The sequence below is a fragment of the Paenibacillus antibioticophila genome, from assembly GCF_000455265.1.
In the GTDB taxonomy this organism is placed as follows: Bacteria; Bacillota; Bacilli; order Paenibacillales; family Paenibacillaceae; genus Fontibacillus; species Fontibacillus antibioticophila.
Map to the genome: position 1 here is coordinate 2,813,233 of NZ_HG005139.1, position 15,432 is coordinate 2,828,664.

The 15,432-nt window shown below is 49.9% G+C and carries 8 protein-coding genes; 2 read left to right on the top strand and 6 right to left on the bottom strand.

All coding sequences use genetic code 11. The annotated features are described in order from the left end of the window. Nucleotides 1-1,497 carry an alpha-N-arabinofuranosidase gene (locus tag TX85_RS12915; RefSeq protein WP_044479511.1) on the bottom strand — a complete coding sequence of 499 codons (1,497 nt, stop codon included), beginning with the start codon at nt 1,495-1,497 and terminating at the stop codon, nt 1-3. A 366-nt stretch (nt 1,498-1,863) separates the two neighbouring features. On the opposite strand from TX85_RS12915, the gene TX85_RS12920 reads away from it, so the two are divergent. After that, nucleotides 1,864-2,814 carry an ArsR/SmtB family transcription factor gene (locus tag TX85_RS12920; protein ID WP_044479512.1) on the top strand — a complete coding sequence of 317 codons (951 nt, stop codon included), beginning with the start codon at nt 1,864-1,866 and terminating at the stop codon, nt 2,812-2,814. Nucleotides 2,815-2,818: 4 nt separating this feature from the next. Here the strand turns inward: TX85_RS12920 and TX85_RS26800 are convergent, their stop codons facing one another. The 3 genes from TX85_RS26800 to TX85_RS12935 form a co-directional block, all read right to left on the bottom strand. Next, nucleotides 2,819-3,079, bottom strand: coding sequence for a hypothetical protein (locus TX85_RS26800; RefSeq protein ID WP_222860708.1), 261 nt, complete (start codon nt 3,077-3,079; stop codon nt 2,819-2,821). A 542-nt stretch (nt 3,080-3,621) separates the two neighbouring features. Further along, nucleotides 3,622-9,492, bottom strand: coding sequence for a pullulanase X25 domain-containing protein (locus TX85_RS25380; RefSeq protein WP_049894922.1), 5,871 nt, complete (start codon nt 9,490-9,492; stop codon nt 3,622-3,624). 408 nt (nt 9,493-9,900) lie between these two features. Next, entirely contained in the window at nt 9,901-10,797 is an 897-nt protein-coding gene (locus TX85_RS12935; protein ID WP_044479514.1) for an AraC family transcriptional regulator, read from the bottom strand. 120 nt (nt 10,798-10,917) lie between these two features. Here TX85_RS12935 and TX85_RS12940 point away from each other — a divergent pair, with 120 nt between their 5' ends. Then, a complete protein-coding gene (locus tag TX85_RS12940; protein ID WP_233500703.1) occupies nt 10,918-13,545 on the top strand; it encodes an alpha-L-rhamnosidase in 2,628 nt (875 codons plus the stop codon). A gap of 71 nt (nt 13,546-13,616) precedes the next feature. Here TX85_RS12940 and TX85_RS12945 read toward each other — a convergent pair whose 3' ends face one another. Then, nucleotides 13,617-14,297 carry an ABC transporter ATP-binding protein gene (locus TX85_RS12945; protein WP_044479516.1) on the bottom strand — a complete coding sequence of 227 codons (681 nt, stop codon included), beginning with the start codon at nt 14,295-14,297 and terminating at the stop codon, nt 13,617-13,619. Further along, the gene (locus TX85_RS12950) at nt 14,294-15,421 is read right to left on the bottom strand and encodes an ABC transporter permease (RefSeq protein ID WP_044479517.1); all 1,128 of its coding nucleotides are present in this window, start codon (nt 15,419-15,421) and stop codon (nt 14,294-14,296) included. The genes TX85_RS12945 and TX85_RS12950 overlap by 4 nt, the downstream gene beginning before the upstream one ends. Nucleotides 15,422-15,432 lie beyond the last annotated feature (11 nt).

Genomic DNA, 15,432 nt, shown 5'->3' on the forward strand with positions numbered 1-15,432 from the left:
CTACGCCTTCGGCGCCAGCTTGAGCGTTGTAACCGACATCGCAGGCAGTGCAGCATGAAGCTTGCCGCCTTCCAGATTACAAGCCTCAAATGCCTTAGGGACAACGTTGTTCGGTTGATCAAAGGTATTATGGGCATCCACTCTGTCCCCGGCCAGTGTAACTCCTTCTACTTGCCACTGCTCCGCAGCCAATCCGCGCAGATCGATCGTCACATCCGCTTCGGCATGATGCTGCAAGTTGCACAGGCTGATATGAATGATTCCCTCTGCATCTCGCGAAGCGGTTCCCGTTACAGCCGGAATTTCGCTGTCGTCCAGCTTATAGCTGCCGGCATCCAGAGCAAGCTCCAGCAGCTCGGCATCCTGGTGGACCTTGTACATATCAAACACATGATACGTCGGGGTAAGAATCATTTTCTCCCCTTCCGTCAGGATAACGGCTTGCAGAACATTGACGGTCTGGGCAATATTCGCCATGCGCACACGCCGATTGTGCTTATGGAAGATATTGAAGTTCAGCCCGGCTACCAGAGCATCGCGAATACTATTTTGCTGATACAGAAATCCTGGATTGGTTCCAGGCTCTACATTGTACCAGGTTCCCCATTCATCCACGATCAGGCCTACACGTCCCTCAGGATCGTATTGATCCATAATCGCCGAATGACGGGTGATCAGCTCATCCATCCGCAGCGTTTTCTTCAGCGTCGTATGCCATGCTTTTTCATCAAAGCCGGTTGCTTCGCCCTTGTCTGCCCAGCTGTCATTCGGAAGGGTGTAATAATGAAGCGTGATGGAATCCATGAATCTTCCTGCTTCACGCATGACGACCTCCATCCAATGGTAATCATCCACATTCGGGCCGCAGGCGATGCGGTGAATCTTGTTGTCTCCGTAATTGCGCACATAGGTCTGGTAGCGGCGATAGAGATCGGCATAATATTCCGGGCGCATATTTCCCCCGCAGCCCCAATTCTCATTTCCCACGCCAAAATAGGTTACCCTCCAAGGAGCCTCCTGACCGTTGGCTGCTCGAAGCTCTGCCATGGGGGATACGCCATCAAAGGTCAAGTATTCAACCCACTCGGACATTTCCTGAACGGTTCCACTGCCCACATTTCCGTTAATATAAGGCTCGCAGCCTAATTGCCTGCACAGCTCCATGAACTCATGCGTACCAAAATGATTATTCTCAACCACCCCGCCCCAGTGCGTGTTTACCATGCGCTTCCGTTCTGCTTTTGGACCGATGCCGTCCTTCCAGTGATACTCGTCCGCAAAGCAGCCTCCCGGCCAGCGCAGCACAGGAATCCGGATCTGTTTGAGCGCTTTCACAACATCGTTGCGGATCCCTTTTGTATTAGGAATGGGCGAATCCTCGCCAACCCAGATGCCCTCATAAATGCATCTCCCCAAATGCTCGGAAAAGTGCCCATAAATATGACGATGAATGGTTCCTTTTCCAAGATCGGTGTTCAGTATCCCTTGCAAACTCATCCTGAATCACTCCTTAATTAATAATAATATTAATTATTATGTCACTTCAATAACATTATAGTTACTCTGTCTCCATTAAGTCAATTCAATCTTTTATATAGCTTGAACTAAATGAGTTTTACGTTTCGGGGGCAACGTGTAAAGTGTTCTTACGATCGCTGTTGTTCGCGGATTTCTTGGATTGAATTGGCCATGTAAAGGAAGAATTCCGCTCACAAAGGCGAACGCTAACGCTTCTTCAGCACACTTCACACTTATGCCCTTTCTACGTAGTTTTTTTAGTTCAACTTATATAATGATTATTCTTGTCAAAATCGTAAACTATAGATAATATATTTATTAATCATGCGAAAAGGACGGAAAAAGATGAATCTTGATTTAAGCGAACAATCACTTCCTGTATATGAGGCGCTGGCAAGCTCTGTCCGGCTTCAAGTGCTGCGCCTTCTGGCCGAGGGTTCCATGAACGTGAAGGAGCTGGCTGCTTCCATCGGCTTATCGAGCGCGATTATGACCATGCATGTCCGTAAGCTGGACGAAGCCGGGCTGATTACAACCCAGATGCTCCCCGGGAAAAGCGGTCTGCAAAAAGTGTGCTCTCTTGCCGTTACCGAAGCTCAGATCCAGTTTCCCGGGACAGAAGACGCGCCCGAGCGCCATTGTCACCGGGTAGAGATTCCCGTAGGCCATTATTCCGATTTTTACATCGAGCCTACTTGCGGACTGGCTACGACAGAGAAGTATATCGGCGGATTTGATGATCCCCGCTATTTCTGGGAGCCTGAGCGGATTAATGCGGCGATTCTTTGGTTTGGACACGGCTTTATCGAATATAAAGCCCCCAATTATCTGCTATCCAGTCAGACTCCCAATGAGCTTGTATTCACATTCGAGATTGGATCTGAAGCTCCTGGCATTAGCGAAAATTATCCGTCGGATATTTCCTTCGCCTTCAACGGGGTTCCCCTCGGCATATGGACCAGTCCGGGCGATTACGGCGAGCAGCGCGGGAAGTATACGCCGGAATGGTGGCCTAGCGCCATTAACCAGTACGGGTTATTGAAGCAGCTGCGAATTAATCACGAAGGAACCTTTATGGACGGGATCAAGTTGTCGGACATCACTCTTGATCAGGTCGACATCCGAAGGAAGCAATGGACATTCCGCTTTGCCGTCGACAAGGATGCGGTGCACAGGGGCGGACTCACTTTATTTGGTAAAGGATTCGGCAATTACAACGAACATTTGATTCTGGAGCTGTTCTATCAGGAAGCAAAAGGAGTGGTTTTAGATGAAGGCGCTACTATTGGAAGGTAAAGGGCTAGCCGATGAAATGAAGGTCGGAGAGCTTGAGAAGCCTAAGCCAAGCCAGGCGAAATTTTGGTAAAAATAAAAGCCGCAGCTCTAAACTCGGTCGATTATAAAACGGCGAATGGCGGTAATTATCTCCTTCGCCCATCCTCTGTCCTTTCACCAGGTTGCGCTTGGAAGCGTGCATCAGTCGAACAATCCGACTCAGCAGCGCACACTTGCCCAAATGGGCGATCATATGCTGTCCCTGCTGCAACAAGGTCATCTGCATTCCCTTTTGTCCGAAATATCAGCCAGCCCCGCTCGGTGGACGGTTCCATGGCAGAGTTTTGTACGAAAAGTCGCACAACATCCCTCCCGCACCGCCTGAATCCAGGATTTTGAACGAAATATCGTATAAAAGTGCCCGTGAAGCGAGGGGACGAGGGCAATTTGTATGAAATATCATTCAAACTCTTTCAGTCGATGGTATTAAAGAGCAGTTATATACGAAAATTCATACAAAAAGCATTCGCGCCGCGGCTACTTCCTACAAGCACAAAAAGCCGGATGGGAAATATCACCTTTTCCTTCCGGCTTTTTTGTGTTCAGGGACTTTTGGGACACCCTCGTTCCATGCTTTCTCAAGGGGCGTACTTATTATTCCTGTATAAGTTGAACTATATTAACTACGTAGAAAGGCTATAAGTGTGAAGTGTGCTAGAGAAATCCACGAACAACAGCGATCGTAAGCACACCTCACACGTTGCCCTCAAAACGTAAAATTCAATAGTTCGACTTATATCGGAATTTGCTCCATAGAGAGCAGGAAGCTTAAGGCTTCTTTACTTGAATCAGCGCAGCCAGAAGCTTGGCACTTTCTGCTCGGGTTGCTTGGTCCTGAGGCGCAAACAACAGATTGCCCCTGCCCTGCATTAGCCCAAGCTCCACCGCTTGATTCACATATGTCTTCGCCCAGTCTGAAATCTTTGCACTGTCACCAAATTCTGCATTTGGGGCTTGCTCTGCCGATTTGCCATTCGCGTATTGGTAGGCACGGACGATAATTGCTGCTATTTCCTCCCGGCTGATTGCTGCATTCGGATCAAACGCAGAGGCACTTCGCCCCGATACAATTCCCGCCTGCGCTACGGCAGCTACAGAGCCGGCATACCATTTGGAGCTGTCTACATCGGCAAAGCTCGAAGAAGCAGCCTCCGTATTAAGATCCAACGCTCGGGCGATCATCGCCGCGAATTCCGCACGGCTTACGTCTTTCTGCGGCGCAAATGAAACTGCGCTCACGCCTTCGATAATGTGTTTTGCCGCCATTTGCTTAATCACATCCGAAGCCCAGAAGGAAGCAGGCACATCATGATAGGTTTTATCGTATTCCAGCACGGCGTATTTACCGAAGTAATAAACCTCAGCCGTCATGCTGCCGTCTTGCCTGCTTCCCCCTGCATATTCCAGTTGACCACTGTCTGCCAGATCGTATACCCCCAGCAATTCAGGCTTGGAAGTACTGTTTACGGCTAAGCTTAAAGTTACCGGTTTATTAAAGGAGGACAAGGCTACCGCGGATCCATTCTTAGGCACAATCTGCAGGTTGAATTCCAGAATATCGCCTGCTGCTGTCAGGCGAACCGCTTGGAGCCTGGCTTCCGCTGCCTTGAGCAACGAGGCTACATTCTCGGCAGAGAGTCTGTCGATACTGAAAATGATTTCAGCCGTACTCCATTGGTCCGCTGGAAGCTGCTGCTTTAACTGTTCCAATACGTCCGACGGAATCTGTACCTTGACTTCTCCATTTACAAATTCAAGACTTTGCCCTTGCAGCAAATCAGCTGCATTAGCAGGCAGAGCGGCCTCGCGGACTCCATTTTCCATGCTAATCACAACTTTCCCCGTACCGTCATTCACCTTTAGAGTGCTCTCGCTAATTTGGATGCGGCCATTCGAATGATTGGTGTTGCCGGAGCTTCCCGCATTTCCCGTGCTGCCGCTGCCGGTGTTGCCATTGTTGCCCTGATTTCCGCCCCCTCCATCAACCGTTCCGCCCGTAGTCGTTACCGTTAAGGTAAGTGTGGAGGTTGCTTTGCCGATTGCTTCACTGTTCCCGGTAAAGATAGTATCCTGGATTGCTCTGTCCGGAGCAACCGAGACAGTAATCGTATTGACACCCTTCTTCAAGCTGATTTCCTTCGAGAAGCTCATGTCATCGGCAATGCTCACTGCTTGCCCATTGATCTTCAGATCGCCGCCTTTGATAGCATTTCCTCTAATGGTCACTGTATCTGTGGTCAGGGTTGCGCCATCCATTGGCGAAGTAACCACAACCGGCTGATCGATCCAGCGGAGAATGGAGTCCTCGATCACCATTTTGTTTCCGCCCTGGTTAGTGATCAAGACATTAAGGTCGGTGCCTTCAGCTCCGTAGCCGTAGTAACTGACATCATTATCGATCGTAGAATCATACGGCGTGTGATCTGCCAGACCTTCCTCGTTCCAGGTTTTGTTCTTCGCATACTTGTAGGTAATCGAAGTTCCGTCCTGAATGAAGGTGGTGTATTCCCAATCCGTCGAAGTGGCCCCGTTACGGCTCATTTCCCATGCATTCACATCCCAGTTGTTCTGCGAGCCCGGAATCGTGATCGGTGTGCTCAATGGCGTATAATCCGGCGCATGGACTTTAAAGGTCACTTCTACCATCACAAGATCAGGAGTTACCGCCACAACATTCGAATCTATAGAATTGCCCTTTCTATCGTACGCTCGAACGAAATAAGTGTAGGTGGTTCCGTTCTCCACATCATAATCCCGATAGGTGTGAAGATCAGCGCCCTTCACCACTGCGATGGGCTGGCTGTCACGGAAAATCCGGTATAAGAACACCGAGTCATATGCGGCTTCATCTGCTCCCTGTTCGCCGCTAAAAGCTGTCGGCTCTGCTGCTGCTGTTGGCGCAGCCTCGTGAATTGCATCCATCAGATCGGTGCCCTCAGCATTTTCGGTGATTGCATTCATCAGATCAGTGCCCTCTGCATTTTCGGTGGTTGCATCAAATGCAGGAGACAGCTGGCGCATTGATTTCGGCTGAGGATACACAACCTCGGTAACAGACCAAGAGAGATTGACCTGTCCTGATTCCTGCAAAGGCTGATCCAGCGTAATGTCTTCAACCGGCGGGATCTTGTCGGACGGGTCTTGGGCGATCATCACCGTTCCGATATCTGTATCCATCCAAGTGTTTCCGGCATCCGTTGAAAAAGCCATCCGATACTGGTATTCACCTGCCTCATAAGCGGTGAAGGTCCCTTTGAATACATTATTTGTACCATATCCTCCACCCTGGCCTGCATAACTGGCCGGAAGCGACTCCCAATCCATTCCGCCGGGCACCATGATTTGCAGTTTTGCCTGAAGGCCTTCTGCTAAGAATTGATCTGTGGCATCCTTGATCCACACCTCGGCAGTGACGCTTTGGTCGTACTCCAGGTCCACATATACAGAGCTGGTTACTGTCGCAGGACTAATGTAATAGTCTCCGGAATTCCAGGAATAGTGCGGAACCAGTGCGCTGCTCTCCGTCACCGGAGATTCATTCCCGTTTCCATCCACTGCGGTAACCATGAAGTAATACTTCTTCCCATTGGTGAGACCGCTTACAGAAGCACTGGTACCTGTAATGGTCTCTTCCGAAAGGATCCGTTCATACAAGCTGCCGCGAATGGTGGAAGCATACACATGATATTCCTGGGCATCTCCGCTTGGACTCCACTGAAGGGTTACCGAGCTAACGCCCTCTGCTCCAGTCAGATTGCTTACAGGCGCCGGCAAAGCAAGCGATTGTCCGGCATCCGCAATCAGCATGCGTCCATCCATCGCAGGAACGTTCAAGGTAAGAGCCCCATTGGCCGTTGTCACCTTGTAGTTGGTATTCAGCTGGTCGGTCAGATGAATTCCGTTTTTCAACTGCCCCTGCAGGTTAAGCTCTACTGTCTTATCAGCATTACCGCGGTTAATCGCCACGATCGCGTATTGATTATCCAGCTTGCGTCCGTATACATAGACATCTCCGCTTGCATACAGGGTTTCCAACTCCCCGTAAGCGAACAATTGCTTATGGTCTGTACGGATTTTGCCGATCTTCTGGTAATGCTCGATCAGATCCGTATCCTCATGTCCCCAAGGATATACGCGGCGGCTGTCCGGATCGCTCGAGCCCGTTACACCGGCCTCGTCCCCGTAATAAGTTGTCGGCGCACCCGGGTACCCCATCTGGAAGATGGAAGCCAGTTTCAAGCGGCTCTTGCCGAGCTCGTAATTATAATTTTTATCAAATTCCGCCCGTTCATAGCTGTCGGTACCGCCGCCGAGAACGAATACGGCTCTTGCGGTATCGTGTGAGCCCATCAGGTTCATCAAGGCATAAAATGCTTCCTTCGGATAATCCTCTTTTACAGCCATCAGCGTACTATCCGCCGATTCGGCATTTCCGTTCTTCAAGAAATTAATCAAAGCTCCGCGGAAGCGGTAGTTCATGACCGAATCGTATTGATCACCGAGAAAATATTTGGAGGCATCGTCCCAGATTTCTCCGAGGATCAATGGGTCCTTGCCATCGTTCAGCTTCTTATCCTTGATTTCCGTTCGGAATTCCTGCCAGAATGCAGGATCAACCTCGTTGGCTACATCAAGCCTCCAGCCGGAAGCGCCGAGTGTAAGCCAGATTTTTGCCGCAGAGTCTTCATCCCGGAAAATGTAATCCGCAAATTGCTCATTATTTAATTCACTATCATAGTCAACCGCAGTCCCCGGCACCGATTTGATCTCAGGCAAGCTGTCAAATCCCCACCAGGATTGGTATTCGTACCGTTCATTAGCCGTTCCTGCGTCCACCTTGTTGTTCTTGATATTAAACCAATTCTCAAAGCCATACGGACTAAAGGTCTGGCCTTCCTCCGTAAGGGTCTTGGCCGCTTGTTCCTTCGCTTCAGTCTCGGTCATCCCCTGATCATTCATCAGGTCATAAATAAGCGACCAATATTCGTATGCCCCAATGGTCGGATATTTGCCGTAACGGTCAAAATAGATGGAATCATCACCGGTATGGTTAAATACACCGTCCATAATCAAGTGCATGCCGCGCTTTTGCAGCTCGGTAGTAAACGCCTCGAATTCCTCAGCGGTCCCGAACATCGGATCCAGTGACTTCCAATCTGCTGCATCATACTTATGATTGGAGGAAGCCTCGGCTATAGGGTTAAGGTACAACGTATTGACGCCGAGAGATTCGAGATAATCCAGCTTGGCGTGGATGCCCGCAATATCTCCTCCGAAAAAGTCGTTATTGTATTCTCCGTCTCCCTGATAGCCCGGTTCGTTCTTCATATCCGGATTATCCGGCAGCTCGCTCCAGTCCATATGCTCAATCGGCATAGGCCCCCTTGAGCCATGTTCATCCTTGACATGATCATTAGCCGGATTTCCGTTAAAGAAGCGGTCAGGGAAAATTTGATACACAACAGCTTCCTTCATCCAGTCCGGCGTTTTGAAGGCCGGATCATATACCGTCAACTGGAAATATCCCGCATTGCTTGCAGCCGCGCTCCCGGCTCCGCCCTCAGCGGCATCTTCGCCGTATTCGATTTGAGCGTCCCCATCACCGGCAAGGAATTTATAGCCATAAACCCCTGCAACCGCGGGAGTAATGGATGCCTCCCAAATTTCAACTTCCTCATTATTGATTATTGCCGTGCCTGCGCTGCTCATATTGTATAGCTTGCTTGAACCGCTCGTGTAATTCTTCAGAAGCACTCTCGCCCGAGTCAAATCGCCGGACTTCGACTGCAAACGAAGTGTGACCTCTTCCCCGGCTGAGATAGCCCCGAATGGAGCGCGATATAGCTTATTCCAAGTGTAATGATACAGCTTGGCTGCGTTAACCGCGCCATCTGAACCGCCTGGACTGTAGTCCGTGTAGATCGCGTGCGTTGTGTCATTTACATAAGTAAATGTGATCTTAGTATCCTCAAGCACATTCAAGCTGATATTGCTGCCATCCTTGACGCCGTCTGCACCGTAATTGACATCCCAGGAAGGCCCAAGCGCTATCTTGTATTCATAGCTGCCCTTCGGCACATTCAAGGTAATGGTATAGACCTTGTTATCGAATTCAGCATCTCGCAAGAGGGCCTTGGCTCCGGCGGGATCCCAATCAGCGGGGTCTCCGATTTTAGACTGAATGGAGCCTACCAGACGCGGAAGCTGGTCCTTACTCAACGGCGTATAGTGCGTCGTATCCGCAATGGCATGTGTATTATGGTTGTAGTAGAAGGTCACTTCCTGCTCAGCAGCCAAGGACAGCTTGATGTTATCTCCGCCCTTGTTCGCCCCGTAGCTTACATCCCAGGAGTTATTCAAAGCTACCTTGTACTCGTAATTACCTGCCGGCAGAGTCCCGGTAAAATGATAAAACCCGTTGCCATCGTAAATCATCCTGGTCGTGTGATCTCCAGGCGACCAATCGGTGCCATTCAATTCACTTTGCAAATCACCAACCAAGACAGCAACCACCGGTTCCGGGTCGCCGCTAGCTGCACTTGCCGGAGAAAATGTAAACGCTTGCGAAAATAAACTGATCAACATTGCACACACCAGAGTCATGATGAATGTGCGCTTAGATAGAGAACGTCTGCTCACCGTTGTTTCTCCCTTCGTTTCAAAGTCTCAAAGTCTGACCCTCATCAACAATTCATGCACCCTTCCGCTTCTGGCGATCTCCCTCCTTCCGGCATACAGAGCTACAAGAAACCGTACTAAACATCCAATAATGCCTTCACTTTTATGCAAACGATTGCGCAAACTCGACAAAAATGACGTCTGCCGTAAAAATTCCATGAAGGGAATTTTGTCACGTAACAGCCGCATGTCATAATATGCCGAAAATTCAGTTTTCTCCAGCCTTAGGTCATATTTATCTCGTATGTAGAAACCAGTTGTAATTCATAACAACCCTTCTTGTTGAGAAAACGTTTGCGCAAATAGCAAAATGGAAGACTTACTTTGTATTTTACTCGAAAGCGCTTTTATTGCAAGAAAAATATAGATTCACATCATTTTTCTATAGCTGCTCGGCGTCATGCCTGTCAGCTTTTTGAACACCTCGTTAAAGTGCTTGATGTCCTTATAGCCCACTTTTTGTGCGATCGCAATGATTTTCTCGTCTGTATGCTGAAGCAGCTGGCAGGCCTCTTCGATTCGAAGGCTCTGAACGTATTCCGAAATGGTCGTACCGGTATAATCCTTAAAAAGCTTGCAGAAGTAGGTCGGGCTCAGGAACGACTGGGAAGCCAGCTCGTTCAGCTTGGCCCCGAGGGCATAGTTCGCCCTGAGATATTGCTTGGATTGTTCGATTAGCTTGGCATGATGCGTCATTGCAGCGCCTCCGGCCTTGCCCGATTTTTTGAGCACGCGAAAGATGTGAATAAGAAGCTCTATAAGATAAGCTCTTAGAAGCTCGACATATCCCTCTTCTTGCCTGGTGAACTCCTCCAGCATTTTCCGGTAGATCGCTTCAATCGCCGAATTTCCGCCGCCCAGTATTTTCACATCGTCGACATGGTCTGCTTCTATAGTAAAGATGGATCGAAAGGATAAATAATGAATTACGTCGCTAAAGTCCATGTAATCAATCAGATTCACATCTATAAAATCAGGCTTGAATACACAATTGTATACCTCCAGAGGGGCTGCGGAGGGCGAATCGAACGACCTGAATTCGTGAGGCACATCGTAGTTGATCAGGAACAAATCGCCTTTGCCAACCTCATAGGTTTTATCCCCTAGAATATGAACCCCCGTTCCGGAAGCGACATAAGAAATTTCGATAAAGTCATGCACATGCAGATGCGGCTTAGGACTCTCCGAAATGTAATTCAGAAAGATGGAATGCCCGTGCCTGAAAAATTGTTCTCCGGTATCCCGGTAAAACGAAGCATAATTCATAAAATTCACCCCCTACAATTATAATACAACCCCATGAATTCATGTAAACCGAAGCATACAATTGGAGTGTACAAATTCCTGTTAGCTTGAAGAGGAGGGAATGAATTGATTATTCAGGATATGAAATGCAACAGAATCGAGAATCCGCTGGGTTACGCATTAAGCAAGCCCCGGCTAAGCTGGATTGTTGAGCCTGGAGCCGAAGGTGCGACGTTGCAGCAAGCTTGCCGGGTTGAGGTGGCCCTGGATGAGGCGTTCTTGAATATTTTGCATGACAGTGGAAAAAGAAAGGATATCGACAGCATCTGCTATGCGCCGGAGCTGGATCTTGCGCCCCGCGCCCGCTATTACTGGAGGGTCCATGTCTGGACGGACCGCGGCGAAGCGGCCAGCCCTGTAGCCTGGTTTGAAACCGCCAAAATGGATGAGCCTTGGACGGGGAGATGGATCACGCCCGATTGGGAGGAGCAATCCGTTCACCCTCTCCTGAGAAGGGGCTTCAGCATTCATAAGGACATCGCTCGGGCAAGGCTGTATATTTGCGGGTTGGGGCTGTATGAGGCGGAGCTTAACGGACAGCGGGTCGGGAACGAATATTTCACGCCTTACTGTAACAGCTACAACAACTGGATTCAATACCAGACCTTTGATGTTACCGACCACATCCATCAAGGGGAAAATGTCATCGGCGCCATGCTGGGCAACGGCTGGTACAAAGGCAGGTTTGGACTTAGCGGCATAACGCACGGCTATTACGGGAAACATTTTGCCTTGTTATGCGAGCTCGTCATCACCTATACGGATTGCAGCGAGGATACGATCTGTTCGGATAAGGGCTGGAGATGCGCGCCGTCGCATATATTGGACAGCAGCATTTATGACGGGGAGGTCCAAGACGCGGGGAAGTATACTGAGGAATGGTCCTCTCCCTCCTTCCATGACGCCGGTTGGGATGGAGTCCGCTGCCTGGACATCGATTTCAATCTGCTGGAGGCCCGCAGAAGCCTACCGGTAAGGATCAAGGAAGAACTGAAGCCCGTAAAGGTAATTCATACACCAAAGGGCGAAACCGTTCTTGATCTGGGGCAAAATATGGTAGGCTGGGTCCGCTTTAAAAATAAGGCTCCCAAAGGAAGTATCATACAGCTTCAATATGGCGAGGAAATGCAGGAGGGCTGTTTTTACAGGGACAATCTCCGGTCCGCCAAAGCGGAGTTCACCTATATCTCGAATGGACAGCCCGATGAGGTCCAGCCTTTCTTTACCTTCTACGGCTTCCGGTATGTGAAGGTAGAGGGGTGGCCTGAGGAAGTGAGGGCGGAGGATTTTACCGGATGTGTCGTCTATTCCGATCTGGAACCGGCAGGAACTCTTGAAACCTCCAACCCCATGGTGAACCGGCTCATTCTGAACGCCCTTTGGGGGCAAAAGGGGAATTTCCTGGATGTGCCCACCGATTGTCCGCAGCGGGATGAGCGGATGGGCTGGACAGGAGATGCCCAAATGTTCTCCGGCACCGCCTGCTTCAATATGGATTGCAATGCCTTCTTTCATAAGTATCTGTATGACCTGGCCCAGGAGCAGGCTACATTGGGCGGAATTGTTCCGCTGACCGTTCCCAGCTTCGGCTTGAACGAACAGGATTCGCACACCGGTTCCAGTGCATGGTCCGAAGCCGCAACCGTTATTCCCTGGAACCTGTATCTTCACTATGGAGACAAGGCCATATTGGAGCAACAGCTAAGCAGCATGAAGGACTACGTTGACTGGATAAGACAGCAGGATGACGGAAGCAGGCTGTGGAATACCGGCGTTCACTACGGGGATTGGCTTGCCTTGGACGGGGACGGCGAATTCAACCCGCTTGGAGGAACACCAACCGATCTGATCGCCACCGCTTATTATGCCTACTCCTCGGAGCTTGTCGCCAAAGCCGCCAAGGCATTAGGCAAGGACAGCATGGCAGCGGATTATTTCAAGCTGTCGGCTGAGGTAAAGGCAGCCTTCTGCCAAGAATTCGTCACCCCGAGCGGACGACTGGCAGCGGATACTCAAACCTCCTACATTCTCGCCCTTTTCATGGATTTGGTTCCGGAATCGTTCCGGCCGCGAATCATCGAAGACTTGCGCCGAAATCTGGAGAAGAACAAGTTCTATTTACAGACGGGCTTTGTAGGGACGCCTTATTTCTGCAGGGTTTTATCCGAAAACGGGTACAACGATCTGGCCTACAGATTATTGCTTAACGAGGAATACCCGAGCTGGCTCTATGAGGTCAAGATGGAGGCGACGACGATTTGGGAGCGGTGGAATTCGCTGCTTCCCGACGGGAAATTCGGCGAGCTCGGCATGAACTCGTTGAACCATTATACGTATGGTTCCATCGTGGAATGGATGTACCGCAACATGTGCGGAATCCAGCCGCTGGAGGAAGCCCCCGGCTTCAGGAAAATCCGGCTGGCCCCTCAGCCCAATCCCCTGCTGAAGTATGTTAAAGCGTCCCTGAAGACAGCTTCGGGACTTTACGAGAGCGGTTGGAGCTATGAAGAGGACGGTCTCCATTACCGGTTCCGCATCCCTTTCCATGCCGAGGCCGAACTCATACTCCCGGAAGCGGATATCAAGGACATTACGGTAAACGGAATATCGCTTGAGGCAGGCAGTCTAACTTACAAGGAAGAAGACCGAACAGTGAACATGGTACTCATGACCGGTCAGTACGAAGTTATCCATGCTGTTAAGCAGTGAGCTACATGAAGAAATCAATCAGCAAAAACGGCCAAAGAGTTCTCCTTGGCCGTTTTTGCTGTTATGTTCAATTATTTCCCCGCAACCAGCTTGCCCTCTTCCAAAAACAATACCCGATCACACAGCGGCAACACTCGCTCATCATGCGTTACAATCACTGCGCTTTTCGCTTGTCCCCTTACTTGCTGCGCAATCAGGTTGACAACATCCAGGCCGCGGGCCGCATCCAGACTGGCGGTTGGCTCATCCGCAAACAGGACAGCCGGATCATTCATCAGTGCTCTCGCGATAGCGACCCGTTGCCGTTCCCCGCCCGAAAGCTTATCCGGATACGCCTGCAGCCGATGGGACAGGTCCATCCTGCGGAGCAATTCAGCTGAACGCTTTGCGGATTGAGCCTTCACCTGACCTGCCAGGTTGGCAACAAGCTGCAACTGCTCTTGCACTTTCAAATACGGGATCAGATTTGCACTTTGAAAAATAAATCCGATTTTCCGCAAACGCAGCTCTGACAACTCCTGTTTGCTTTTATTAAGAATAGATGTGCCCTCAAGCAGAACATCGCCGTCCGTCGGTGCCAACAATGCGCCTGCGATGGACAGAAAGGTGCTCTTTCCTGATCCGGACGGGCCCATCACAGCGATTATTTCTCCTTCGGATACCTCCAGATTCAGGTTGTCCAATATCTTTCTTTCGGTCCCTCCATCTTCAAAGGTTTGCGTAATTTGTTGCAATTCAAGCAGATGTCTCATGCTGCAGTCCTCCCAATCGCATCCAGCGCATCTATTTTAGTTACCTTCCATACGGAAAATAAGGAGCCGCCAAGTGACATGACGATAAAGGAGACACCGGTAATCACCACGGTTAGCCAGCCCAATTGAAATGGCATAGAGTCAGGCAAGACTGCCTTGAATAGTTGAACGATCAGAATACTTAGAGCCAGACTGCCGACCGACAGAACCAGGACCTGAAGCGCTACGCTTTTTGCCAGATAGGAAGTTCGAGTGCCAATAGCCTTCAAAATACCAAACTGGCTTGTCTTCTGGATGGTAATAACGTAGAAAAAGACGGCCAGGACAAATGCAGAAATGGCAAACAGGAATCCAATCATCATCAGCAGTGAACCCTGTTCTTCCTTGTAACCCGGAATGGCTGAGATAGCCTCCGACTTGGTGATTATCTCCGTTCCCGGCAAGGCCTCCTGCAAATAGGTCAACTGATCCGCCGAGACCTTTACGGCAATCGCATTGTACCGGGTGTTACTTGCAGCCTCATCAGCACCTGGATGACCTGGGGACTGCATTTGAAGATCAATCCAGTCTTGCTCACTGAGAAATACCGCAGGGGTATGGCTAAAGGATTCATTGGCTACAAATCCATTGACCGTCCACTCCGCTCCTGAAGCCTGATCTACAAGCACCGTACCGATATCTATCCCATCCTCAGTCATCGATTGATCGACAAGAACATAACGATTCGATGAATCAGAGAGCTTGGTACCGGATGTCAGCTCAGGCATCAGCCAGCCTTCCGGCCGAACAGCAAGCAGCGTAATATCCAGCTTCACCGTCTCTCCCTCAGGAATGACAGTCGTCATGCTTACTCCGAGCGGCTCCACATTCTGATCGCCTACAACAGCCGCTGCCGCATCAAGCTGCTCCTCGTCGATCTGTGACCGGGTAAACCGGTGATTCGAGTTATCTTCCATTACAAAATGAGTAGCCGCCATATTTTTTACAGAAGCAGCATTATCATAAGCAAGCCCTTGAGCAAGGCCTGTGACGAATAATACGAGAAACGCAACAAGCACCATTATTGTAGCAATCAGGATATATCTTGCCTTGGCAAATCTCATCTCTCTAAGCGCTAAAAACATAGGCTTCCCTC